This is a genomic window from Rhodococcus sp. RCBS9 (genome assembly GCF_029457415.1).
GTDB classification, from domain to species: domain Bacteria; phylum Actinomycetota; class Actinomycetes; order Mycobacteriales; family Mycobacteriaceae; genus Rhodococcus_F; species Rhodococcus_F qingshengii.
Genome location: NZ_CP120422.1, coordinates 5,939,815 through 5,963,391 on the forward strand (window position 1 = coordinate 5,939,815; position 23,577 = coordinate 5,963,391).

At 63.2% G+C, this 23,577-nt stretch carries 20 protein-coding genes, 2 tRNA genes and 1 riboswitch; of the genes, 9 read left to right on the top strand and 13 right to left on the bottom strand.

What is annotated here, in order from left to right; all coding sequences use genetic code 11:
• Positions 1–11 precede the first annotated feature (11 nt).
• Together P0M12_RS27760 and P0M12_RS27765 are read right to left on the bottom strand one after the other, a co-directional pair.
• Positions 12–548, bottom strand: coding sequence for a YbhB/YbcL family Raf kinase inhibitor-like protein (locus P0M12_RS27760; protein ID WP_007733394.1), 537 nt, complete (start codon positions 546–548; stop codon positions 12–14).
• Between the two features lie 65 nt (positions 549–613).
• Positions 614–1,966, bottom strand: coding sequence for a M20/M25/M40 family metallo-hydrolase (locus P0M12_RS27765; RefSeq protein WP_003946170.1), 1,353 nt, complete (start codon positions 1,964–1,966; stop codon positions 614–616).
• Positions 1,967–2,084: 118 nt separating this feature from the next.
• Between P0M12_RS27765 and P0M12_RS27770 the strand changes: the two genes are divergently transcribed.
• The 8 genes from P0M12_RS27770 (at position 2,085) to P0M12_RS27805 (ending at position 11,290) form a co-directional block, all read left to right on the top strand.
• Positions 2,085–2,170 (top strand) — tRNA-Leu (locus P0M12_RS27770).
• Between the two features lie 162 nt (positions 2,171–2,332).
• Positions 2,333–2,418: transfer RNA gene (locus tag P0M12_RS27775), tRNA-Leu, on the top strand.
• Between the two features lie 108 nt (positions 2,419–2,526).
• Entirely contained in the window at positions 2,527–4,068 is a 1,542-nt protein-coding gene (locus P0M12_RS27780; protein ID WP_074447104.1) for an SDR family NAD(P)-dependent oxidoreductase, read from the top strand.
• A 157-nt stretch (positions 4,069–4,225) separates the two neighbouring features.
• The gene (locus tag P0M12_RS27785; protein WP_065455767.1) at positions 4,226–4,657 is read left to right on the top strand and encodes a universal stress protein; all 432 of its coding nucleotides are present in this window, start codon (positions 4,226–4,228) and stop codon (positions 4,655–4,657) included.
• Positions 4,658–4,701: 44 nt separating this feature from the next.
• Positions 4,702–5,952 carry a saccharopine dehydrogenase NADP-binding domain-containing protein gene (locus P0M12_RS27790; RefSeq protein ID WP_277377140.1) on the top strand — a complete coding sequence of 417 codons (1,251 nt, stop codon included), beginning with the start codon at positions 4,702–4,704 and terminating at the stop codon, positions 5,950–5,952.
• A gap of 152 nt (positions 5,953–6,104) precedes the next feature.
• Positions 6,105–8,288 carry a malate synthase G gene (locus tag P0M12_RS27795; RefSeq protein ID WP_277377141.1) on the top strand — a complete coding sequence of 728 codons (2,184 nt, stop codon included), beginning with the start codon at positions 6,105–6,107 and terminating at the stop codon, positions 8,286–8,288.
• A 159-nt stretch (positions 8,289–8,447) separates the two neighbouring features.
• Positions 8,448–10,142: a VWA domain-containing protein gene (locus tag P0M12_RS27800; RefSeq protein ID WP_007732001.1), complete on the top strand. Its 1,695-nt coding sequence runs from the start codon at positions 8,448–8,450 to the stop codon at positions 10,140–10,142.
• Entirely contained in the window at positions 10,142–11,290 is a 1,149-nt protein-coding gene (locus P0M12_RS27805) for a metallophosphoesterase (protein ID WP_054187381.1), read from the top strand. Before P0M12_RS27800 ends, P0M12_RS27805 begins: the two co-directional genes overlap by 1 nt.
• Positions 11,291–11,312: 22 nt before the next feature.
• Here P0M12_RS27805 and gcvP read toward each other — a convergent pair whose 3' ends face one another.
• The 11 genes from gcvP to P0M12_RS27860 all read right to left on the bottom strand — a co-directional run bounded on the left by gcvP (position 11,313) and on the right by P0M12_RS27860 (position 21,302).
• Positions 11,313–14,171 carry an aminomethyl-transferring glycine dehydrogenase gene (gene gcvP, locus P0M12_RS27810; protein WP_277377143.1) on the bottom strand — a complete coding sequence of 953 codons (2,859 nt, stop codon included), beginning with the start codon at positions 14,169–14,171 and terminating at the stop codon, positions 11,313–11,315.
• 53 nt (positions 14,172–14,224) lie between these two features.
• Positions 14,225–14,353, bottom strand: a riboswitch (glycine riboswitch).
• A gap of 220 nt (positions 14,354–14,573) precedes the next feature.
• A complete protein-coding gene (locus P0M12_RS27815) occupies positions 14,574–15,128 on the bottom strand; it encodes a MerR family transcriptional regulator (protein ID WP_021344354.1) in 555 nt (184 codons plus the stop codon).
• A 332-nt stretch (positions 15,129–15,460) separates the two neighbouring features.
• Complete coding sequence (locus P0M12_RS27820; RefSeq protein WP_003946194.1) at positions 15,461–15,934, bottom strand: bifunctional nuclease family protein; 474 nt, start codon at positions 15,932–15,934, stop codon at positions 15,461–15,463.
• 93 nt (positions 15,935–16,027) lie between these two features.
• A complete protein-coding gene (locus P0M12_RS27825; protein ID WP_003946161.1) occupies positions 16,028–16,765 on the bottom strand; it encodes a MerR family transcriptional regulator in 738 nt (245 codons plus the stop codon).
• The gene (gene garA / locus P0M12_RS27830; RefSeq protein ID WP_003946166.1) at positions 16,765–17,259 is read right to left on the bottom strand and encodes a glycogen accumulation regulator GarA; all 495 of its coding nucleotides are present in this window, start codon (positions 17,257–17,259) and stop codon (positions 16,765–16,767) included. The genes P0M12_RS27825 and garA overlap by 1 nt, the downstream gene beginning before the upstream one ends.
• Positions 17,260–17,470: 211 nt before the next feature.
• Positions 17,471–17,875, bottom strand: coding sequence for a glycine cleavage system protein GcvH (gene gcvH, locus P0M12_RS27835; RefSeq protein ID WP_003946160.1), 405 nt, complete (start codon positions 17,873–17,875; stop codon positions 17,471–17,473).
• A gap of 45 nt (positions 17,876–17,920) precedes the next feature.
• A complete protein-coding gene (locus P0M12_RS27840; protein ID WP_099698226.1) occupies positions 17,921–18,703 on the bottom strand; it encodes a DUF881 domain-containing protein in 783 nt (260 codons plus the stop codon).
• A 3-nt stretch (positions 18,704–18,706) separates the two neighbouring features.
• Complete coding sequence (locus tag P0M12_RS27845; RefSeq protein WP_003946178.1) at positions 18,707–19,057, bottom strand: DUF1290 domain-containing protein; 351 nt, start codon at positions 19,055–19,057, stop codon at positions 18,707–18,709.
• Positions 19,058–19,070: 13 nt separating this feature from the next.
• Positions 19,071–19,937 carry a DUF881 domain-containing protein gene (locus P0M12_RS27850; protein WP_003946177.1) on the bottom strand — a complete coding sequence of 289 codons (867 nt, stop codon included), beginning with the start codon at positions 19,935–19,937 and terminating at the stop codon, positions 19,071–19,073.
• A complete protein-coding gene (locus P0M12_RS27855) occupies positions 19,934–20,533 on the bottom strand; it encodes a CDP-alcohol phosphatidyltransferase family protein (RefSeq protein WP_030537518.1) in 600 nt (199 codons plus the stop codon). The genes P0M12_RS27850 and P0M12_RS27855 overlap by 4 nt, the downstream gene beginning before the upstream one ends.
• A gap of 154 nt (positions 20,534–20,687) precedes the next feature.
• A complete protein-coding gene (locus P0M12_RS27860) occupies positions 20,688–21,302 on the bottom strand; it encodes a CoA pyrophosphatase (RefSeq protein ID WP_003946186.1) in 615 nt (204 codons plus the stop codon).
• A 139-nt stretch (positions 21,303–21,441) separates the two neighbouring features.
• On the opposite strand from P0M12_RS27860, the gene P0M12_RS27865 reads away from it, so the two are divergent.
• Entirely contained in the window at positions 21,442–23,577 is a 2,136-nt protein-coding gene (locus P0M12_RS27865; protein ID WP_192712379.1) for a DUF2156 domain-containing protein, read from the top strand.

The window sequence follows — 23,577 nt, forward strand, 5'->3', positions numbered from 1 at the left end:
CAGCAAAGTGACTATTCGACCTCGAACGTCCCGGTCAAGGTTGCACGCGCAATCGCGTGATGGAACACGTTGAAACCGAGGAACGCCGGCGACGAGTCAGGGGTGACTCCGTCGAGTGTCTCCACGTCGAGGGCATGCACCGCGACGATGTAGCGATGCGGACCGTGCCCGGGAGGCGGGCCTGCACCGATGAAACCGAACCCACCACCGTCGTGGCGGAGGGTGACGGTTCCGGCGGGCAGGACATCGCTGTCCGCCGCGCCGGCACCGGCGGGGAGCTCGGTGACGGAAGCGGGGATGTTCGCCACGGCCCAGTGCCAGAACCCCGACGCAGTCGGTGCGTCCGGATCGAACACCGTCACGACGAAGCTCTTCGTCTCGGCCGGAAAGCCGGACCACGAGAGCTGCGGTGAGATGTCTTCGCCACCGGGGACACCGAAGGCTCCACTGGCCTGAGCAAGCTTCAGCGGCTGGCCCGCAGTGATGTCGTCACTGGTCAGCTCGAAACTCGGCAACTTTGGCAATGGTTCGTACGGATCGTGCGCCATGCGAATCCTTTCTGTGACAAGAGAGCTCGATGTGCGTCGAGCTCACGGATCTATCTACGTGCTCGTCAGGAATTGAGCAGGAAATGTTCCAGAACACGTGTCCCGAACAGTAGTGCGTCCACCGGAACTCGCTCGTCGACGCCGTGGAACAGCGCGCTGAAATCCAGCTCGGGCGGCAACTGCAACGGCGCGAAGCCGAAGCAGCGAATGCCCAGTTTCGCGAATGCCTTCGCGTCGGTTCCGCCGGAGAGCATGTACGGAACTGTGCGAGCCTCCGGATCGTGGGCGAGGATCGCCTCGTTCATGGCGTCTACGAGGTGGCCGTCGAACGTTGTTTCGTACGAATCCAGCTTGGTGATCCACTCGCGGGTCACGTCGGGACCGATCAGTTGGTCCACCGTGCGCTCGAATTCGGCCTGCCGTCCCGGCAGCACGCGGCAGTCGAAGACCGCCTCGGCAGTCTGCGGAATGACGTTCGCCTTGTATCCGGCCTTGAGCATCGTCGGGTTCGCCGTGTCACGGAACGTCGCCCCGATGATGTTGGCGATCGTCCCCAACTTCGCGAGAGTCCCGTCGATGTCGGGTGATCCCGGATCGAAGTCCAATCCGGTCTCCTCGCCGACGGCGGTCAGGAACTCCGCGACCGAATCAGAGATCACGATCGGGAACTGGTGGGCAGCAAGCCTCGAGACCGCGCCGGCGAGTGTCGCGACCGCGTTGTCGTCGTGGAGGAAGGAGCCGTGCCCGGCGCGTCCCTTGGCAGTCAGACGCATCCAACCTAGGCCCTTTTCCGCAGTCTCCACGAGGTAGAGCCGGCGGTCGGTTCCGTCAGGCCGCGGAACCGTCAGCGAGAAACCGCCGACCTCACCCACGGCCTCGGTCACTCCCTCGAACAGATCCGGGCGGTGCTCGACCAGCCACTGGCATCCGTACTTTCCGCCAGCTTCCTCGTCCGCCACGAAGGCGAACACCAGATCACGCGGCGGTACGACGCCTTCCGCCTTGAACTGTCTGGCGAGGGCCAGGATCATCCCGACCATGTCCTTCATGTCCACGGCGCCGCGCCCCCAGACGTAACCGTCCTGGACGGTGCCGGCAAAGGGATGGACGCTCCAGTCGGCGGGCTCGGCCGGAACTACGTCGAGGTGACCGTGAAGCATCAACGCACCACGACCAGACTCGGCTCCCTTCAAACGAGCAAAGACATTTCCTCGGCCGGGTGCTCCGGACTCGACGTATTCCGTCTCGTAACCGACTTCTTGAAGCTGCGCGGCAACCCACTCCGCGCACGCACGCTCGCCTTTGGTGGTTTCGAGTTCTCCCGTGTTCGAGGTGTCGAAGCGGATGAGGGAACTGACCAGTTCGACTACTTCTGCTTCGGCTCTGCTCGGATTCGGATTATTCGGGGTTGTGGTCATTCCACTTTCCTACCATCGAATCAAACGACGCGGGCGACCGGAATGCCCCGCAACCTGGCGATTTGGGGCAGCTCACCTAATCGGATACTCTTTCCCAGCACCGAGAAATCGGGGCCGAGTCCGAGTGGCGGAATGGCAGACGCGCTAGCTTGAGGTGCTAGTGTCCTATTAACGGACGTGGGGGTTCAAGTCCCCCCTCGGACACTCGAATACAGCAGAAAGATCCCAGCCTGATCAGGTTGGGGTCTTTTTGCTGTGCGCCTTTATTAACCCCCGGCGGTTAATAAAGGCGCACAGCAGTGGGGCGATTTGGGACCTGGGGATGGCATCGGATACTCTTTCCCAGCACCGAGAAATCGGGGCCGAGTCCGAGTGGCGGAATGGCAGACGCGCTAGCTTGAGGTGCTAGTGTCCTATTAACGGACGTGGGGGTTCAAGTCCCCCCTCGGACACTCTGTGTTGAGACAGACAGGAAAAGCTCCGGTTCATCGAACCGGAGCTTTTCTCGTAATTGGCGAAGTTCCCGCACCAGGGAACAGTCCGCGCGAGCGGCGATCGAGATGGAACAGAAGTTCGAAGTGGATACAGACACCAAGAAGTCGGATGCACTGCAGGCAGATTCGCTGGAAACAGCCGATTCAGAATCTGCTCGAGCCGAACTCACCGGACTCGACCCCGCGGAACTCGAAATCTGCCTGAAGGTCCTTTCCGAAGCCGCCGAACTCGACGACGAGCATCCCGATTCGATCACCATGCAGCGCGCTGTCGGCCATCTGTTCAAGCGACTCAAGAAGAAGCGTCGCCTCGCCTCGCGCGCAGCCGTCAACGAAGCCGACCGCCAAGTGGTCGCTGCGACTGCCACCGGTTCACCCGATCGCATCGACGACGAGACCGCAGGCATTCCGATCAAGTCGAACACCGCCGGCGCCTCCGCCGGAACGCTCATCAAGGCGCGGCCGTGCTACATCTGCAAGCAGCGCTACACCGCAGTCGACGCCTTCTACCACCAACTGTGCCCCGATTGCGCTGCCACCAGCCGCAGCAAACGTGATGCCAGCACTGATCTCACCGGCCGACGCGCACTTCTGACCGGCGGCCGCGCGAAGATCGGCATGTACATCGCGTTGCGCCTGCTGCGTGACGGCGCACATCTGACCATCACGACGCGATTCCCCAACGACGCGATCCGCCGATTCAAAGCGATGGAAGACAGCAACGACTGGATTCACCGTCTGCGCATCGTCGGCATCGACCTCCGCGACCCCGCCCAGGTTGTTGCACTCGCGGATTCCGTTGCCGCACAGGGTCCACTCGACATCCTCATCAACAACGCCGCGCAAACCGTCCGACGCTCCCCCGGTGCCTACGGCGCTCTGGTCGACGCCGAGTCCGGTGCGCTGCCCGCCGGTGAACTCCCTGATGTCCTGACCTTCGGCAAGACGAGCGACGCTCACCCCGCGGCTCTGGCCGGATCGCTGTCGGACGTCGCAAGCATCACCTCCGGAAATCTGTCCGCCGACGCGGTCAGTTCACTCGCACTCGTCGCCAAGTCGGCGTCACCCGATCGCATCGAGCAGGGCATCGCCATCGACGCGGGCGGGCTGCTGCCCGACCTCGCGCACACCAACAGCTGGGTTCAGACCGTCGAAGAGGTCGATCCGATCGAGCTTCTCGAAGTCCAGCTCTGCAACTCGGTCGCGCCCTTCATCCTCGTTTCACGCTTGCGCCCGTCGATGGCCGCGGCAGCTGCACGACGCAAGTACGTCGTGAATGTCTCCGCCATGGAAGGCCAGTTCAGCCGCGCATACAAGGGCCCTGGCCACCCGCATACCAACATGGCCAAGGCAGCACTGAACATGCTGACCCGCACCAGCTCCAAGGAAATGCTCGACGACGGCATCCTCATGACCGCCGTCGACACCGGTTGGATCACCGACGAACGCCCGCACTTCACCAAGATGCGGTTGGCCGATGAAGGTTTTCACGCACCACTCGACCTCGTCGACGGTGCCGCCCGCGTCTACGACCCCATCGTTCAGGGTGAACTGGGCGTCGACCTGCACGGCTGCTTCCTCAAGGATTACAAACCCTCGCCGTGGTGATCGGCAGCACGCCGCATTCGTGATGGGCGGCACCTAGGCGCCCCGATGTGGCGATCTCGTCACCCCCAAACCCCCGTGTCGAGTAGCTCATTTCAGGTAGAGCACGGCATTGCAGGCGATAATGGAGTGCGTACCTGCTCACCGACTCGGAGGAACCATGACGATCGCCGTCGTACACAAGGACAGCCCGGAAGGCCGTGCCGCAATCGTGGCCGCTGCACGGGAATCCGTGGGTCGAAGCGAGGAACTGCTGGTTCTGCACGTCCTGGACGACGTCAACATCGGAGGCACGGTCAACCTCGGAGACACCGAGGACGATCGGGCCGCTCTTCGCGGCGAGATCCAGTCAGCGCTCGACGCCGGTGGATTCTCGGAGACGAAGTGGGATCTGCGCACCACCGAGCACGACGGCGATCCGGTTACCGCGCTCGTCGACCTGGTCCACGACGCGGGTGTCGATCTCCTGATCGTCGGAACACGCCGGATGTCCCCCATCGGCAAGTTCCTCCTCGAACGCCCGCTGCAGCGTCTCCTGCTCGAAGTGGAGGCTCCGATCCTCGTCGTCAAGGAGCCCTTCCCCGCCGAGTGACCTCGGTCACATCACTTTCGGGTGCTCGTTTGTAGGCTGGCTCCATGACTGGAACCTCGCCCGCCCGAGAACTCGACATCATCGTCTACGGAGCGAGCGGCTTCGTCGGAAAGCTACTCGCCGACTACCTCGTCAAACATGCTCCCGAAGGCACAAAAATCGGCCTCGGTGGCCGCTCCCTCGAGAAGTTGGCAGCCACTCGCGCCGATCTGGGTACCGCCGCGGCCGATCTCCCCCTGATCATTGCCGACGCCGACGACGCCACCGCATTGAAGGCGCTCGCCCAGCGAAGCCGGGTCGTCGCCACCACGGTCGGCCCGTATGCCAAGTACGGCCACGCCCTCGTTCACGAATGCGCCTCCGCCGGAACTCATTACGTCGACCTCACCGGTGAGGTGCTGTTCCACCGCGAGAGCATCGACGCCAACCATGAGCTGGCGGTCTCGACCGGCGCAAAGATCGTCCATTCCTGCGGATTCGATTCCATCCCTTCCGATCTCGGAGTTCACGTCCTCCACGAGAAGGTCACTGCCGACGGCGCCGGTGAGCTCACCGACACAACGCTGGTGGTCACGGCGCTGCGCGGCGGCGTGAGCGGTGGCACGATCGATTCGCTTCGCAATCAGATCGACGTGTCGAAAGACGATGCGCGCCTGCGGAAACTCGCGGCCTCGCCGTATTCACTTAGCCCCGATCGTGACCGGGAGCCTGACCTCGGACGACAGAGCGACGTGAGCGTGGTCGACGGCAAGAAGATCGATCCTTCACTGAAGGGGTGGAAGGCACCGTTCGTGATGGCGTCGTACAACACACGAGTCGTCCGTCGCAGCAATGCGCTCCGAGAGTGGGCGTACGGCAAGAAGTTCAAGTACAGCGAGGTGATGAGTGTCGGCTCTTCGGTGGTGTCACCGGTGATTGCGGGCGGCGTGGCGGTCGGCCTCGGTGCGCTGGTCGCCGGACTCGCCCTTCCCCCGACGCGCTTCCTTCTCGACAAGGTATTGCCGGCTCCCGGTGAAGGTCCGAGCGAGAGCACCCAGAAGAAGGGCCACTTCACGCTCGACGTGTTCACCACGACCACGACCGGCGCCCGATACACCTCACGAGTGAAGGCGAAGGGCGACCCGGGATACAGCGCGACGGCGGTAATGCTCGGCGAATCTGCGTTGTCGTTGGCGAAGGACCAAAAGGCTCTTCCCCCGGGCACCGGCGTTTTGACTCCAGCGACAGCGCTCGGCGACGTCCTGGTCGAGCGTCTACGCGCGGCTGGTTTCGAGATTTCCGCGCGCAAACTCTAGACAGAACGAATTTCACTTGATCGTTTCAGCTCTTCGCGCCCGATTATCGCAGCTCAGGGCGCGGACAGCGGTGGGAATACTCCCAGGTAACATTGATGTTGGTTCATGGCATCCATATGTGATGCTCCGCTTTCGGAAAAGTGAGGCTATTCATGACTGAGCGCGTTCAGGTCGGCAGTCTTCAGGTTGCCAAGGTTCTCTACGACTTCGTGGTCGAGGAGGCTCTTCCCGGCACCGGTGTAGACGCCGAAACGTTCTGGGCCGGCGCCGACAAGGTCATCACCGAGCTCGCACCGAAGAACCGCGACTTGCTTGCCAAGCGTGACGATCTGCAGGCTCAGATCGATCAGTGGCATCGCGATCACGCCGGCGCTCCCATCGACGCCGCTGCATACAAGGCGTTCCTGCAGGAAATCGGCTACCTCCTGCCGACGCCTGCCGAATTCTCGGTCACCACCGCGAACGTCGACACCGAGATCACCTCGACGGCCGGCCCGCAGTTGGTCGTGCCGATCCTCAACGCGCGCTTCGCACTCAACGCGTCCAACGCCCGCTGGGGTTCGTTGTACGACGCGCTGTACGGCACCAACGCCATCTCCGAGGAGAACGGCGCCGAGAGGGGTTCCGGCTACAACAAGGTCCGCGGCGACAAGGTCATCGCCTGGGCGCGTGAATTCCTCGATGCGGCAGCACCTCTCGCGTCGGGATCGCATGCAGATTCAACCAAGTACGTTGTCGACGGCAGTGAACTGAAGATCACGTTGGCAGACGGTACTGTCACCACGCTCGCCCAGCCGGAGAAGTTCGTCGGCTACCTCGGCGAGAAGGACGCACCGACGAGCATCCTGCTGCTGAACAACGGATTGCACGCCGAGATCCAGATCGACGCCTCGTCCCCGATCGGCAGCACCGACGCCGCCGGCGTCAAGGACGTCGTTCTCGAATCCGCCGTCACCACGATCATGGACTTCGAGGACTCGGTCGCCGCTGTCGACGCCGACGACAAGGTTGTCGGCTACCGAAACTGGTTGGGTCTCAACCGCGGTGACTTGTCCGAGGAGATCAAGAAGGGCGCCAAGTCCTTCACCCGCACGCTCAACGGCGACCGTAAGTACACCGCAGTCGACGGCAGCGAACTCAGCCTGCACGGTCGTTCGCTCCTGTTCGTCCGCAACGTCGGTCACCTCATGACCAACCCCGCGATCCTCGACGCCGACGGCAACGAGGTCCCCGAGGGCATCCTCGACGCCTTGATCACCAGTGCCTGTGCAGTGCACGGCCTCTCGATCAGTGACGCCAACGGACCGCTCGACAACAGCCGCACCGGCTCGATCTACATCGTCAAGCCCAAGCAGCACGGTCCCGAGGAAGTTGCCTTCACCACCGAACTGTTCGGCCGTGTCGAGCAGGTCCTCGGGCTTCCGGAGAACACGCTCAAGGTCGGCATCATGGACGAGGAGCGTCGTACGACGGTCAACCTCGCTGCCTGCATCAAGGAAGCCGTCGACCGCGTGGTGTTCATCAACACCGGCTTCCTCGACCGCACCGGCGACGAGATCCACACCTCCATGGAAGCCGGCGCGATGGTGCGCAAGGCCGAGATGAAGAAGCAGAAGTGGATCGGTGCGTACGAGGACTGGAACGTCGACACCGGTCTGGCCTGCGGTCTGCAGGGCAAGGCTCAGATCGGCAAGGGCATGTGGGCCATGACCGAGTTGATGGCAGACATGCTCGAGCAGAAGATCGGTCACCCCAAGGCCGGCGCCAACACCGCATGGGTACCTTCGCCGACCGGCGCAACGCTGCACGCGACGCACTACCACCGCGTCGACGTGTTCGCTGTTCAGGACAGCCTGAAGGGAAAGCCGCGTGCGAGCGTCGACGACATCCTGACCATCCCGCTCGCTCCCAGCACCGACTGGACGGACGCGGAGAAGAAGGAAGAGCTCGACAACAACTGCCAGTCCATCCTCGGCTACGTGGTCCGTTGGATCGACGCGGGCGTCGGTTGCTCCAAGGTTCCCGACATCCACGATGTCGCGCTCATGGAGGATCGCGCCACGCTGCGCATCTCGAGCCAGCTACTCGCCAACTGGCTGCGTCACGGCATCGTCAGCGAGAGCGACGTTGTCAGTGCACTCGAGCGCATGGCCCCGGTTGTCGACCGTCAGAACGAGGGCGACGCCGAGTACCGCAACATGGCACCTGATTTCGATTCCAACATCGCGTTCCAGGCTGCCAAGGAACTCATCCTCGAAGGCGCGAAGCAGCCCAGCGGATACACGGAGCCGATCCTGCATCGCCGCCGCCGCGAGTACAAGGCCGCCAACGCCTGATTTCACCTTCTTCGAACTCGAAGCTGAACCCGAACAGCCTCGGCACCGCTCCCGGTGTCGAGGCTGTTCGCGTAGGCCCCGAAGTTTCGTCACTAGACTGGCCGAGGACACAGTCCGTTCAACAGACATTCTTCGAGTGACCAAGGTAGGGCAAGGTACGTGGGCGAACATCGCGGCGGGTCAGGCGCCAGAGGTATCAGTAAGGGGCCGATTCTCGTCGTCGTGCTGATCGTCTTGATCGTGGCAGGCTTCTTCGGATGGAAGGCCCTCAGCAACCGGATCGACGATCAGGGACAGCAGGCAGCCGGTACGTGCGTCGAGGGCAACAAGACACTCGACGTCACCGCGGATCCGTCCATAGCCCCACAGGTCGAGGAACTGGCGAAGCGGTACACCCAGACCTCGCCGGTGGTGCGTGATCACTGCATCGCCGTCGTGGTGCACGGTGCGCCGTCCGCGTCGGTCTCGACGGCACTCGAAGCCGGTCCGGCGGCCCCCTGGGACGACGCAGCATTGGGACCGCGTCCCTCCCTGTGGATCCCGACGAGTTCGTTCGAACTCGCGCCACTGTCGGGCAAGGCCGTGATCAACGGTGATCCTCGCTCGCTCGCGAGTTCCCCGATCGTTCTGGCAGCCGGTCCCGAGACCGCGGCAGCATTGGCCGGCGCAGCATCGAGTTGGAAGTCTTTGCCTTCCGATCTGACGGTCGCCCTGCCGGTCGGAAGTACCGAAACCTCGATGGCTGCACAGGCGATCGCTGCCGACGTCGCCGATGCGGGTGCCGGTCCGGTCACGACGGATCAGGCGAAGTCCGCTCAGGTCAACGCTGCGCTCAGTGCACGGGCGTTGCAGTTCCAATCCTTGCCGACTCCCCCCTCGTCCACTGCCGAAGCCCTCGGAGCACTGAGCGCCGGAACACCGGATTCGGTGAAAGCCGTTCCGGCCACGGAACAGTCGATAGCGCAGAGCGCGAACGCGGCGATGACGACGTACTCCCCCGCCGGCGCAACGCCAGTCGCGGACTATCCGGCGGTCATCGTCTCGGGCAGCGGGATCGACGAAACCGCGTCGCGCGCAGCGGCACAGTTTGCCGATTTCATGCGTGAGCCGAATCAGTCACAGTTGTTCGTCGGCGCCGGTTTCCGGGTCGAGGGCCAAGACCTTCCCGATCTCGGGGCGGTGTCCCCGGCCAAGATCTCGTCCACGTTGAAACCGGCTTCGGCGGAGACCGCAGCGGCGCTCGGTGACATAGTCGCCAACCCGGTCTCGCCGCGTAGTGCCACCATCCTGATGGACACGTCGGCGTCGATGGGTACCGACGACGGTGGCACTACCCGCTTGGCGAACGTTGCCTCGGCGGTGAATACCCAATTGGGTCGCAGCCCTGACGCTTCGGACATCGGCCTTCGCGAGTTCAGCACGGGCACCGACGGAAAACCGTCCGAGCGCATCCTGGTTCCGGGCGGTTCACTGTCCGAGCCGAATCGGCGTGCCACGATCACCGATTTCCTCAACGGGCTTCGGGCCGGCGGAAAGACCTCCAAATACCCGGCGCTTGCCAGCTCCTACAAAGCCGCCGTGGACGGTTTCGACGCGGGGCGAGTCAACTCGGTGCTGCTGATCACCTCGAGTACGCCTGACGAATCCACCACGACGCGAGCCGAACTGCTCAGCGCGATCGCCGCTGCGGGCAATCCGTCGCGTCCGGTACAGGTCGACGTGATCGTCGTCGGTGCGGGCGACGACGTCTCCACACTCCAAGACGTCTCGGATCGGACGGGCGGCACATTGGTTCGGGTCGATTCGACGTCCGACCCCGCTCTCGCGGCCGCAGTGACCAAGATGCTGTCCTGATGGGGCGCGTCGCGGTTTTTGCAGTCCTTCTCGCCCTTCTGACCTGGTTCCTGCATCGCCGACTCGTTCGCGCCACCGGCATCCCGAGGCGATGGGCTCGTCTCGCCGACACTGCGCTTGTCGTCTTGGCGGTCTCGACGCTCATCGGGGTCGGCAGCGGCGAAGTCTTTCCGACATCGTGGGCGCGACCGATCGGATTTGTCGGATGGGTCTGGCTGGCTTCGTGGCTGTATCTGATTCCCGGACTGCTCGTGATCGGCCTGTTCGCCGGGATCGGTCGACTACGTGCACGCCACACGGATACCACGACCGAAGTCGACCCAGCCAAGCGTCGTACGTTGCAGTTGGCTACGGCAGCAGTCACTCTCGCGGCGATCGGCACCGCCGGCTACGGCGTCTACGAGGCGTCGGGCCCCAAGATTTCCCGCGTCCGCGTGCCGCTCGCTCGCCTACCTGAGGGCTTCAACGGATACCGGATCGCCTTGATCACCGACCTGCACGTGGGACCGGCCCGCGGGGTCGACTTCACCCGCAAGGTGGTCGATATCGTGAACTCGCAGAATGTCGATCTGATCGCGATCGGCGGCGACCTCGTGGACGGAACCGTCGCGAAAGTTGCTCCCGATCTTGCTCCGCTCGCCGATCTTCGGGCGCCCGACGGAATCTTCGGAGTCAGCGGAAACCACGAGTTCTACGCCGACGACGGCGGCAAATGGCTCGACGTGTGGGAGACATTGGGGATCACCACACTTCGCAACAGCCGCACCTCGATCCAGCATGGCGGCGATACCATCGACATCGTGGGCATCCACGACTACACGTCGCCGGCCCCGTACGAGCCGAACCTGACTGCCGCGCTCGCAGGTCGCGATCCGAATACTTTCGCCTTGCTTCTCGCGCACGAACCGCGTCAAGCGATCGAGGCATCCGAGATGGGTATCGATCTGCAACTGTCCGGGCACACTCACGGCGGTCAGATGTGGCCGCTGCGGTATCTCGTTCCGCTGCAGCAGCCTTCGGTGCAAGGCTTGGACAGGGTCGGAAACACAGTGCTGTACACGACGCGTGGCGCCGGGGCTTGGGGTCCGCCGGTACGCGTCGGCGCCCCGCCGGAGATCACTGTTCTCGAACTCGTACACGAGAGGTGATGATCTCCGGCGGGCACACGCCTTAGTTGCCTGCGAACGCTTCGATCGGCGGGCACGAGCAGACCAGGTTGCGGTCGCCATGTGCACCGTCGATACGACGCACGGACGGCCACACCTTCGGGCGAGCCTTGCCACGCGGGAAGACGGCGATCTCACGCGAGTACGGGTGATCCCACTGCGCTGCAATGCTTCCCGCAGTGTGGGGAGCACCGCGTAGCGGGTTGTCCTCCACCGTCCACTCGCCCGCTCCGACGCGATCGATTTCGCCGCGAATGGCGATCATCGCCTCGCAGAACTCGTCGATCTCTTCGAGGTTCTCGCTCTCGGTGGGCTCGACCATCAGTGTGCCGACCACGGGGAAGCTCATGGTCGGTGCATGGAAACCGTAGTCGGCCAGACGCTTTGCGACGTCGTCGACGGTGACGCCGGTGTCCTTGGTCAACCCACGGAGGTCGAGGATGCACTCGTGCGCGACCATGCCGTTCTCGCCGGTGTAGAGAACCGGGAAGTACTCGTCGAGTCGACGCGCGATGTAGTTGGCCGACGCGATGGCGGTCAGGCTGGCGCGGCGCAGGCCCGCAGCACCCATCATCCGGATGTAGGTCCAGGTGATGGGCAGAATGGACGCACTGCCGTACGGCGCTGCCGAGATCGTTCCTCCACCACCGAGTTCGGGGGCCATCGGGTGTCCGGGCAAAAACGGCGTCAAGTGTGAGCGCACACCGATCGGGCCGACGCCGGGTCCGCCGCCGCCGTGCGGGATGCAGAAGGTCTTGTGCAGATTCAGGTGGCTGACGTCGCCGCCGAATCGGCCCGGACGGGCAAGGCCGACAAGCGCATTGAGGTTGGCGCCGTCGACGTACACCTGGCCACCGGCGTCGTGTACCGCTGCGCAGATGTCGGCGATCTCGTGCTCGTAGACACCGTGCGTTGAAGGGTAGGTGATCATGATCGCGGCGAGACGCTCGGCGTGATCGGCGATCTTCGCGCGCAGATCGTCGACGTCGACGTCACCGTTGGGACGGCAGGCGACAACCTCGACGCGCATCCCGGCCATGACGGCAGAAGCCGCGTTGGTGCCGTGAGCGCTCGACGGGATGAGGCAGGTGTCGCGGTGGTCGTCGCCCCGGCTGAGGTGGTAGTTGCGGATCGCGAGCAGGCCCGCGTATTCCCCCTGGCTGCCGGCGTTGGGTTGCAGGCTGACGTTGTCGTAGCCGGTGACCGCGACCAGCCAGTCTTCGAGATCCTTGATGATCTTCAGCAGACCGGGCGCATCCGATGTCGGCGCGAACGGATGGATCGCGTTGAACGCGGGCCAGGTGATGGATTCCATCTCGGCGGTCGCATTAAGCTTCATGGTGCACGAACCCAGCGGGATCATGCTGCGATCGAGGGCGATGTCCTTGTCGGACAGCGCGCGCAGGTAGCGAAGCATCGCCGTTTCCGTACGGTAACGGGTGAAGGCTTCGTGCTGCAGGTAGTCGGAGGTGCGCTCCTGAGCAGCCGGAACCGAATTGCCCTCGGCTTCGATGGCGACAACAGCATCCTTGATCCCGAACGCGTCGAGCACGGCAAGGACGTGGTCGGCGGTCGTGGCCTCGTCGCAGGAGATACCGACATGATCGGCATCGACCAGACGCAGGTTGATCCCGGATTCCCTGGCCGCAGCGACGACGTCGGCCGCCTTGCCCGGAACCTGAGCGAGCACGGTGTCGAAGAACGAATCGTGGACAACGGTCACGCCGCCTTCGCGCAGGCCGTTTGCCAACGCGTGTGCGCGGGCAGCGACGCGCAACGCAATCGCCTTGAGTCCCTCGGCGCCGTGGTAGCTCGCGTACATCGCAGCGAGGATGGCGAGGAGCACCTGAGCGGTACAGATGTTGGACGTCGCCTTCTCGCGGCGAATGTGCTGCTCACGTGTCTGCAGCGCCAGGCGGTATGCCTTGTCTCCGTCGGCGTCGATGGAGACGCCGACCAAGCGGCCGGGCAGCTGACGCGCATGCTTGGAGTGCACGGCCAGGTAACCGGCGTGCGGTCCGCCGTACCCCATGGGAACACCGAAACGCTGGGTGGTTCCGAAGCACGCATCCGCGCCGAGCTCACCGGGTGAGGTGATGAGCGTCATCGCGAGGAGGTCTGCGCCGACGGCAACCAGTGCGCCGCGCTCGTGAGCTTCCGCGATGATCGAGGTGTAATCGACGACTCGTCCCGAGGCACCTGGGATCTGGGCGATGACGCCGAAGAAGTCACCTTCCGGAAGACCAGCGGTGAGGTCCGCAGAGACGATCTCGATGCCGAGCGGCACGGCGCGAGTCTCGATGACGGCGAGGGTCTGCGGGTAGAGATCGGCGTCGACGACAAATCGTGGGGACTTGCTGCGGTTCGCGCGGCGCAGGAGCGTCATGGCTTCGGCAGCGGCGGTGGCCTCGTCGAGCATCGACGAGTTTGCCAGTTCCATGCCGGAGAGATCGGCGACCATGGTCTGGAAGTTGAGGAGGGCTTCGAGACGGCCCTGGCTGATCTCCGGCTGATACGGGGTGTACGCGGTGTACCAGGCCGGGTTCTCGATGATGTTGCGCAACAACACCGGCGGCGTCAACGTGTCGAAGTAGCCGAGGCCGATCATCGACGTCGCGACGGTGTTCTGGGCTGCGAGTGCAGTAAGTTCGGCAAGTGCCTCGTGCTCTCCGACCGGAAGCGGCAGAGCGTCGAGTCCGGCAGCGATGCCGTTCGGGGCAGCGTCGAGGATGACGGAGGGAACGGCCTTGGTTGCCAGTTCGTCGAGTGAATCGACCCCGACGAGTTCGAGGATGCGCGCGAGTTCCGCGGCGTTCGGACCGACATGGCGGTCGGCAAATATACGGCTTGCAGCGTCGATCACGACAACTCCCAGACAGATCGGAGGATCAGGACACACACCGAACTGCGGTGTGTTCCTCCCCCTCTGTCGCATGCTCGATTCCCGAGCGCCTGAGAGATTCGGTAGTGATCCGCCGAAGGCGGAAGCCACAGCCTTTCCCCGTCGGCGGGTGGGTTGTCCCACCGCTTTCCAGAGGCGTCGGAGCCCGTACGGTCCTTGGTGCCTGAGAGATTGACGGGGAGGTATTGCTCCTTCGGCGCCCTGATCCCGCTCACGACTGACCTTTGAGACAAAGACTGAAACAAAGACAAGTTCGGTGAATCGGTATCCGAGGCTCTCCCGTACGCCGGCGACGCAGGCCCAGTCTAGTTGACCGAAACGCCTACCTGCACCGTGGCATCCTCCAAAGAGATGTGACGTACGTTATCCGGTTTTGCGGCTGGCGCGATTCTTGCGTCGCGAAGCCAACTCGTCTTCCGGGTTGGGATCACTTTCGCCGCCGTCGGCCCGCTCGGCGGGGAAGTCGGCGATCGTTCCGGTGAGTTCACGCATCGCGCCACTGACTGCGATGCCGAATACGCCCTGCCCACCCTGGAGGAGGTCGACGACCTCTTCGGGGGACGTGCATTCGTACACGGTGGTGCCGTCGGAGAACAGAGTGATGTTGGCAAGATCGCGGACGCCACGCTTACGGAGGTGATCGACGGCAACGCGGATGTTCTGCAGTGAGATGCCGGTATCGAGCAGACGCTTCACGATCTTCAGAACGAGAATGTCCTTGAAGGAGTACAGACGTTGGCTTCCGGATCCGGCAGCGCCACGGATCGACGGAACAACCAACGACGTCCGTGCCCAGTAGTCGAGTTGGCGGTACGTGATCCCGGCGATCTGGCAGGCACTGGGTACTCGATATCCGACGAGGTCGTCGGGGATGGAATCGTCCGGGAACAGGCCCGGCTGCAGCTCTTCGGAAGACATTTCTGCAGTCGCGGCACTACCGGCTATGCCCGTCCCGCGCTCATTCGACTGTTCTTCCACTGCCGTCTCCCTCTCGCTTCGCCATCATGTAACCAACCTGTGCTATCAGCAGTCACGAGAATCCCGTGCCGACCGAACTTTCAGATGTGAATCCAAGGCAGGTAATTCCATGAGTGGACTTACCCAGAGTACGCCTCGATCGACAAGGCGAGAAGATCTCCACCGCACGCAACGGTAAGTCCAGGAGGGTGCATGGTCAACGCAACACGCCGACCGAGACTCAACCTCTACTTGAGAGTTGAAGACTAAAGTCCGCAACCAGTCAATTCAGGCTAACCATCAGTGGCTTTGAAATCGTCCGGCGAGATGGTGTCGAGGAATTCCTTGAACTTCTCGACCTCGTCTTCGCGCTCGTCGGGAATGACCAGACCGGCCTCGGCGAGAACAGCCTCCGACGCGAAGATCGGAACGCCGATGCGCAGGGCCAATGCAATCGAGTCCGACGGACGTGCCGAGACAGTGGTCTGCTCGTCGAAGACGAGATCCGCGTAGAAAGTGCCCTCTTGCAGGTCCACGATCCGAACTTCCTTGAGGCTCCGACCGAAAGATTCGATCAAGATCTTGATCAGGTCGTGAGTCAGCGGCCGCGCCGGCTCGACTCCCTGTTGTTCGAGAACAATCGCGGTAGCTTCGGTTTGCCCGATCCAGATCGGCAGGTACCGATCGCCGTCGGACTCTCGCAGCAACAGGACCGGCTGATTCTGAGGCTGCTCGACACGAACTCCGATCACACGCATTTCGCCCATCGAGCTTGCCTCCAACCTGACGTGATCCAGCCGACCGACTCCGATGCGGTCGTACTGAAATTCTATTCGAGTGTGCCCCGCTGATCGAGGAACTCAGCGATCGAGACTTCCCCGAACTGCCGATTTGACCAGACACGTGTGCAAAGTCAGTGACAGAGCGGCCAGCTCCCGCACCATTTCCTCGGCACGATCACGTGCTCCGGCGTCACGACCCTTGGCAACCGGTCCGGCGATCTGAGTCACCAGCCCCGCTTCGCGATCAGCAGCCAACTTGAACGCCCGCAGATGGCGAACCTCCAAGCCGTACTCGGACATCGCCTTAGCGGTGCGCGCCAACGTCACGGCATCCTCGTCGAAGAATCCCGCCGCGCCGGGAACGACCAAACCGGTGCGGATCAGATCGGTCAGAAACCGATCGTCGATGTCAGCGCGCGCGAGAAGATCCTGACGACCGACTCGAACTTCGCGATCGACCCGGAACGCCTCGGGTGAGACATCGCCCGTAGCGATCGACAGGACGCGAGCACGACGAGGCGCAGGAACTTCTGCACTCACCGTCGCTGCGCCACTGTCGATCGCTTCGAGTTGTTCTTTGATCACTTTGAGCGGCAGGTACTGATCGCGTTGAGCGGTCAGCACGAAGCGAAGACGCTCGCAGTCCTCGACAGAGAATCTGCGGTATCCCGACGGTGTCCGTTGCGGGCTGATCAAGCCCTCGGACTCGAGGAAACGGATCTTCGAAATCGTCACGTCGGGAAAATCTGGACGCAACCGATCCAGCACGGAACCAATCGACATTCCGGGCTGGCTCTGCTGCCGCACTGCCGTCATTAGCTACCCGCACCTGCTGACGACTCGCCGACCTGCGAACCGCCGGCACGAGGGCCGGTGAGGAACACCAGACGGAACTTGCCGATCTGAACCTCGTCACCATTCGCGAGAACTGCCGAATCGACAGGCTCACGGTTGACGTAGGTGCCGTTGAGGCTTCCGACGTCGACGACGTGGAAATCTGCATCTTCCTGACGGAACTCGGCGTGACGACGGCTGACGGTCACGTCGTCCAGGAAGATGTCGCTGTCCGGGTGTCGACCTGCCGACGTCGTCGGCTGATCGAGCAAGAAGCGGGATCCTGCATTCGGTCCCCGCTTGACCACCAGAAGTGCGGCTCCGGCGGGAAGGCCTTCCACGCCCGAAACCGGCTGCTCGGCGGCCGGTGCTGCAGAGGAGGTGTTGTCGAGCTCATTGAGGAAGTCCGCGCGGAAAACCGAAGTGGTCTCCGCCGGCGACTCCCCATAGCCCGCGTCGTTACCGTTCTCGCTCACTGTTTCTCCTCCTGGGTCAATCATCCAGATCATGAATCACTGGACTACGCAGTGCACTTTCTTCACGAGCATCTTTCACAGTCACGTTCGATACGGCCCTGCGCCCCGACTCGGCACATGCGTACCTAACGACCGTACCCTGCGCAGACCGCCGTGTGCAGCGAGACAGGCCGCGACACAACACGAGTTGGCCGGTCCACGCGCAGGTTTTCTACTCGGACGTGAGTCCCTTGTATGCCTCCGCGTCCAGAGTTGCCGCGAGTGCGGCGTCGAGTGTGGCCTCGTCGGCAACCTCGAGTTCGACCAACCAACCCGTGTCGTACGGGTCGGTGTTGACGAGGTCGGGCTGTCCGTCCAATTCACCGTTCGCTGCAAGAACTTTCGCAGTGAACGGAGCAAAGATGTCGGAGACGCTCTTGGTCGACTCGACCTCACCGAGCGATTCACCGGCGGTCACGTCTTCGTCGACAGCGGGAAGCTGGACGAACACGACGTCACCGAGCTGCGACTGAGCAAAGTCGGTGATACCGACTCGAACTGAGGTCGGGCCGGTTCGCTTCACCCACTCGTGCTCCGCGGTGTAGCGCAGATCGGTAGGTGTATCGAGCTCACTCACAGTGGCTTCCTTTCACAGGCCGTCCGAAAGTCGGACGCAAAAAGATCAATTTCCGGGTTGAGCGTATTGGCGCGGATTCAATTGTCGCAAGACGGAGATCGTGACCTGCTGCGATTGCTCGACGGACGACGTTCCGCCATTGCGTGCGACATTGTCGAAGACGCCTCCGGGAATGTTCAACGCTGCCGCCAATGTCGGCGGATCTCCGATCGCGGTCACAGTGTACGGCTGCTCGATCCGGGTTCCGTCCAATTCGATCTCGCCGCCGCGCCCACTCACCCACGAGTTCACGCCGATACGAATGGGTTCGCCGTTCGCACCTACGATCGAGATGGCTTCGGCACCGGCAGCACGCAGTTCCTGGATGAGATCGAGAATCACTTCCGATCCGACGCCGCCCGCCGGATCTGTCAGGGTCATCGTCACACCCGGTCCAGTGGCCGGAGCGGTCCCCACTTGAATGGAGAGTGAGGTCAGCCGCGCCCGCGCCTCGTCCAGCGCTGCTCCCGTGTTGCCACCGGCTTCCAAAGTGGCAAGCGATTCCTGAAGATTCGCGACTTCCTGCCTCAGCGCGGCTTCGCGCCGATTCAAATTGTCGAGAACCACCAGGAGGTCGGCAGGGCGCGCGGCGTCGAGTGAATCTCCGGCCACTGTGCTGCGTACCTGTGTGGCAATCGCAACGCCGAGCACGCCCAACAGCACAGCAGCGAGGATTGCGAAGACGACGTTGGTGCGGTGTTTGGACGGTGAACGCAACTCGTGACGACCTTCACCCGCAGTGGTGACGGGAGGTTCTTCTTCCGGTTCGGTCGTGGAATGTTCCGCCATGACTCACGCTCCGAACAGTCGGCGTCGCAATGCCGCTGCGTTGCCGAAGATCCGGATACCCAACACGACGACGATCGCCGTCGAGAGTTGAGTACCGACACCCAACTGATCACCGAGCCAGACGATCAACGACGCGACGAGCACGTTGAAGACGAAGGAAACCACGAACACCTTCGCGTCGAAGATTTCGTCCAGATACGCGCGTAGTCCACCGAAGACGGCGTCGAGCGCCGCAACGACAGCGATCGGAAGATAGGGCTGGATCACGTCGGGCACCTGCGGGCTGAAAACTACGCCCAGGACGATGCCGACGACCAGTGCTGCGAGTCCGTACAGGGCGGAACCGGCCTTCATCGAACTCCTTCTGTCACTTGGGTTCTGTGGGTTCTGTTGCCACTCGGACGGCGCGAGGCGCCGCAGGCGGCAGAGTCAACGAATCGTCTTCGGCCACCGCGAAACCGACTCCGTACAGTTGCGAGACGCTAGACATTCTCACGTAGGCGTCGCTGACGACGAATTTCCGCTGCAGTGCTCGCGTGTCTCCGATCGCCTCGACGAGGTACGGGGAGAAAACAGGTTGGTTGTCGACGAGCATCGCGCCGCCCGCCTGACGAATGGTCACCGTCGGCCCGATTCGCACGCCGCCGACGGCGATCGCCTCCGCTCCCCCAGCCCACAGGGCGTTTACGACGGTCTGCAGATCGCGATCGAGGACAACTGTCTTACCGCCGACACTCCGTTGCGACGCATCCGAGAGGTTTGGGCGTCCGGCCGGGTCCGTCAACGTCACCACCAGTCCCTCCCCGTGAACAGCTTCGGCTCCTGCGCCGGATTCGACCGCTCGCAGTTGGTCGAGGACGGCGCTGCCGCGTGCATCGCCTTCGAGCGCCACGCCGCGCGCTGCGTCGACGGCGCCGCCGAGTGAATCGCGGGACGCGGCCAGTGAATCGATTCGATCCTCCGCATCACGGACCTTCGCCACCAACTCGCTTCGAACCTCTTCGGTGCCGGTCACCTGCTTCGTCGCCTGAACAGCCGAGACCGTGACGATGAACCCGATCAACAGTGCGCCGAGGGCCAGCCACGGCCCCGTCTTCGAGGATCTGTTCTTGGTGTGCTCGTGCTGGCGTTCGAATGCAGTTGCCTCGTAGCCCGGGTCGAGATGTTCGGTCATGAGTGACCGAAGCAGCGACGGTACCGGGTTACGACGGACGTCCTCCCCGGTCGACTTCATCGGGGCACGACCTCGTGGGTTCGCGCAACGTCAACGGCCTTGAGCACGTAGATCGCGGCAGTCCACACGTACAGGACGGTTCCCCAGATCAGGAAAGCGAAACCGAAGGCATGGGTGAACGGTCCGATGGCCCAGTCTCCGTGCCCGGCAAGAATCAACGGCAGCGCGAACATCAGTAGGAAGGTCGCAGCCTTGCCGAGATAAACCACCTCGGGCGGTGGCAGGCCACGCCTGCGGTAGATCGGCAGCGTCAACGCAAGCAGAAGATCACGGCCGATGAGTATCGCTGCGACCCACCAGGGAATGAAATCGCGGGCGACGAAGGTGACCAGTGTCGTCACGACGTACAGACGATCGACCAGCGGGTCGAGAAGCGCTCCCAGACGCGAGGTCTGTCCGAGCACTCTGGCCAGCTTGCCGTCGAGCCAGTCGGTGAACCCGCTGAGCATCAGCAGCGCCAATGCCCAGCCGTCCGAGTGCGTGACGAGCAGCAGGTAGGCGAACAGTGGCAGAGCGAGTAGACGCACGATACTGAGCACGTTGGGAACAGTGAGAATCCGATCCGTGGGGATCGGTTCTTGTTCGCCAGAGTTCACTGCACACACCTCGCGTCGTTCGATTGCCGTGCGGCCAGCTTTCCACAGCACGACGGACTATTCGCCGAGGCGCCGTAGCCTGAACTGTCCCGAGCGTGTCGAGCTGCCCTTATCTCCAGGCGAACACCGGCTGCTCGAGCTTGTCGAGCTGCCCTTATCTCCAGGCGAACACCGGCTGCTCGAGCTTGTCGATGCGCGTGTGCCGTCCGTTCAGCACTTCGCGGAACTGATAGATGACGGCTCCGGTCGGCGCATGGATCAGGCTCGTTCGGAACGGCCATTGGATCACCGGGTTCGGTGACTCCTCGATGGTGACGAAGCGCGAGTCCACGTCGAGCTCCTCCGACGTGACGGCATACACCTGGGCCACCTCGTCGGGATTGGGTACCAGTCCCCCGATGTCCTCGCCCGACCACATGACGAACGGCCGGATCACGAATCCCGAACGAGTGACGTAGTCGTCGAGCCGGCCGATGATCTTCGACTCGGGAACGTCGACACCCAGCTCCTCGGAAAGTTCCCGAACCGCTGCCTGTTCGGACGACTCGCCCGGGTCGACGCTTCCGCCCGGCAACGCGAATTGACCGGGGTGGGCGCGCATCTTGCTCGGCCGCTTCGTCACCGGGAACACTGGTGTTCCGTCCGCAGTCCGCATGACGACGATGACCACCGACGCCGAGCGCCTTCCGTCCAATTCGACCGACCGAGGTTCGAAAGCGGCAAGTGAGGCGACCACGTGGTCCCGATTCAGTAAATCTCCGTTCACCATGGCTCGACAGTAGCGCCACGAGACTGAGACCCTCAGCCAGTCTGGTCCATTTTGGCCGCTTCGCCTGATTATCGGTCTGTATTCCTGTCATGCTGAACAGGCAGAATCCACCGTGCGGCATGGCGAGAAGAGAACCTCGATGGCTGAGCAGTCCCAGACCCCCACCCCGCAGACCGACCAGAGCGCGCCGGGCGCGTCGAATCGGGCCTCTCGCTTTGCCTCCGACACGCTGAGCGTCCTGCGGCGTGTGCCGTTCACCGCGAGCGTAGTGCTCACCATCACCGTCGTCGGGATCGCGACCGGCGCCCTGTGGAATCACGTCCGTACCTACTCGTGGTTCGACGACATCGCCTACGGAGTTCCTGCCTTGCAGGAAGGCAAGTGGTGGACTCTCGTCACGGGGTGGTTCTTCGGATTGACGCCGGGTCAGTATGTTTCGATCATCGTCGTTTTTGCCTTCGCGGTCGGCTGGTGCGAATGGCGCCTGGGAACCAAGAACGCGGCCATCGTCACGATCAGCGGTCAGTTGGCGGGCGAACTCGGTGCATCGCTCCTCCTCTGGGCGGGCAGCCACACCGACTGGGATTGGGCTCGCAACCTCGCCACCCACCGCGACGTCGGCGTGACCACCGCAATCATCGCCGCACTCGCCGCGACCACAGCAACACTCCGCTCGCCCTGGCGAATGCGAGTCCGCGCCATTCTGTGTGCGTACATTGCGATCGCGTTCCTCTTCGAAGGCCGCCTCGCCGACGTGCAGCACCTCATCGCGGTCGCGATATTCCTGCCGGTGGGCGAGAAGTTCTTCGGCGACGGAGAGCGCGGGTTCATCCCCCGAACGCGACGCGAGATCCGCCTGCTCGGATTCATCGGCCTGCTCCTGATCGGCGTGGTCGAGATCGCCGTCTGGCTGTTCCCCGGAAGCGGACCGTTCGGGCCGACGGAAGCCGAAACCGGTTCGGGCTGGACGGCATTGATCGACGTGGTCATCGTTGCCCTGATCGCGGACCAGTTGCGACGAGGTCGCCGCTGGGCCTGGTGGGTTGCCGTGGTGTTCGGTTCACTGACGGTCTTGGCCACCGCCCTCGTCCTCGTCTCGGTCATCTTCTTCGACTACGAGAGCGCCGGCGCCGTCACGGTCGGTACCGCGCTGCTCTGGCTTCTCGAACTCATCTTGTTGATCAAGGGCCGCCACGCTTTTCACGTACCGATGCGGCGCAAGATTCGAGGCGGGCCGTTGTCCGGGAACGATCCGCGCGCCGCCGCTCGGGAACTGCTCAAACGACACGGCGGCGGAACCATGTCGTGGATGACGACGTGGGACGGCAACAGTTACTACTTCGGCGAGTCGGGTGAGAGCGTCGTTGCATTCCAACGGCATGTCGGTGTCGTCGTGGTCCTGGCCGATCCGATAGCGAGCCCCGACCGACTTGCCGCAGCGGTCGACGAATTCACGACGATGTCCGAAGCCAACGGCCTCACTCCCTGCTTGTTCTCCGTGGGGAAGGAGACAGCCGACGCCGCCACCCGGCGTGGCTGGCGCACCGTTCAGGTCGCCGAAGACACGATCGTCGACCTACCAGAACTGCAGTTCACCGGTAAATCCTGGCAGGACATCCGCTCGGCGCTCAACAAGGCCAAGAAGGACGACATCACCTTCCGGATGACAACATTGGCCGACGAGCCGTTCTCCGTATTGGCTCAGGTGCGCGCCATCTCCGAGGAATGGGTGGGCGACAAGGGGCTACCCGAGATGGGGTTCACCCTCGGAAGCGTCGAGGAGGCGCTCGACCGCGACGTCCGGGTCGGCTTGGCCGTCGACCCGACCGGAAGCATTCACGGCGTCACCTCGTGGTTGCCGGTGTACGGCGAAGGCGGCGTGGTTCAGGGTTGGACACTCGACGTCATGCGTCGACGTCCCGACGGGTTCCGTCCGGTGGTCGAGTTCCTCATCGCATCGTCGGCCCTCGAGTTCAAAGAACAAGGTGCCCAATTCGTCTCACTGTCCGGAGCACCGCTCGCCCGCAGCGACGACGGCGCCGACGCCGCATCGATGGACCGCCTGCTGGACATGCTCGGAGCCGCGATGGAACCGCTCTACGGCTTCCGGTCTCTTCACGCGTTCAAGAAGAAGTTCAAGCCGAGGTACGAACCCGTTTTCCTGTGTTTCCGCGACGAGGCCGACCTGCCTCGGATCGGAATCGCACTGACGCGTGCCTACCTGCCCGACGCAACGGCTCCTCAGCTGATCAAGCTCGCCACCAGCAAGAGTTGA

Coding starts and splice junctions, on each gene's coding strand:
- P0M12_RS27790 (WP_277377140.1), top strand. CDS start 4,702: ATGACTGGAACCTCGCCCGCCCGAGAACTCGACATCATCGTCTACGGA.
- P0M12_RS27785 (WP_065455767.1), top strand. CDS start 4,226: ATGACGATCGCCGTCGTACACAAGGACAGCCCGGAAGGCCGTGCCGCA.
- P0M12_RS27805 (WP_054187381.1), top strand. CDS start 10,142: ATGGGGCGCGTCGCGGTTTTTGCAGTCCTTCTCGCCCTTCTGACCTGG.
- P0M12_RS27815 (WP_021344354.1), bottom strand. CDS start 15,128: ATGTCTTCCGAAGAGCTGCAGCCGGGCCTGTTCCCGGACGATTCCATC.
- P0M12_RS27795 (WP_277377141.1), top strand. CDS start 6,105: ATGACTGAGCGCGTTCAGGTCGGCAGTCTTCAGGTTGCCAAGGTTCTC.
- P0M12_RS27820 (WP_003946194.1), bottom strand. CDS start 15,934: ATGGGCGAAATGCGTGTGATCGGAGTTCGTGTCGAGCAGCCTCAGAAT.
- P0M12_RS27850 (WP_003946177.1), bottom strand. CDS start 19,937: ATGAAGTCGACCGGGGAGGACGTCCGTCGTAACCCGGTACCGTCGCTG.
- P0M12_RS27765 (WP_003946170.1), bottom strand. CDS start 1,966: ATGACCACAACCCCGAATAATCCGAATCCGAGCAGAGCCGAAGCAGAA.
- P0M12_RS27865 (WP_192712379.1), top strand. CDS start 21,442: ATGGCTGAGCAGTCCCAGACCCCCACCCCGCAGACCGACCAGAGCGCG.
- P0M12_RS27860 (WP_003946186.1), bottom strand. CDS start 21,302: ATGGTGAACGGAGATTTACTGAATCGGGACCACGTGGTCGCCTCACTT.
- P0M12_RS27780 (WP_074447104.1), top strand. CDS start 2,527: ATGGAACAGAAGTTCGAAGTGGATACAGACACCAAGAAGTCGGATGCA.
- P0M12_RS27845 (WP_003946178.1), bottom strand. CDS start 19,057: ATGAAGGCCGGTTCCGCCCTGTACGGACTCGCAGCACTGGTCGTCGGC.
- P0M12_RS27825 (WP_003946161.1), bottom strand. CDS start 16,765: ATGACGGCAGTGCGGCAGCAGAGCCAGCCCGGAATGTCGATTGGTTCC.
- P0M12_RS27760 (WP_007733394.1), bottom strand. CDS start 548: ATGGCGCACGATCCGTACGAACCATTGCCAAAGTTGCCGAGTTTCGAG.
- P0M12_RS27840 (WP_099698226.1), bottom strand. CDS start 18,703: ATGGCGGAACATTCCACGACCGAACCGGAAGAAGAACCTCCCGTCACC.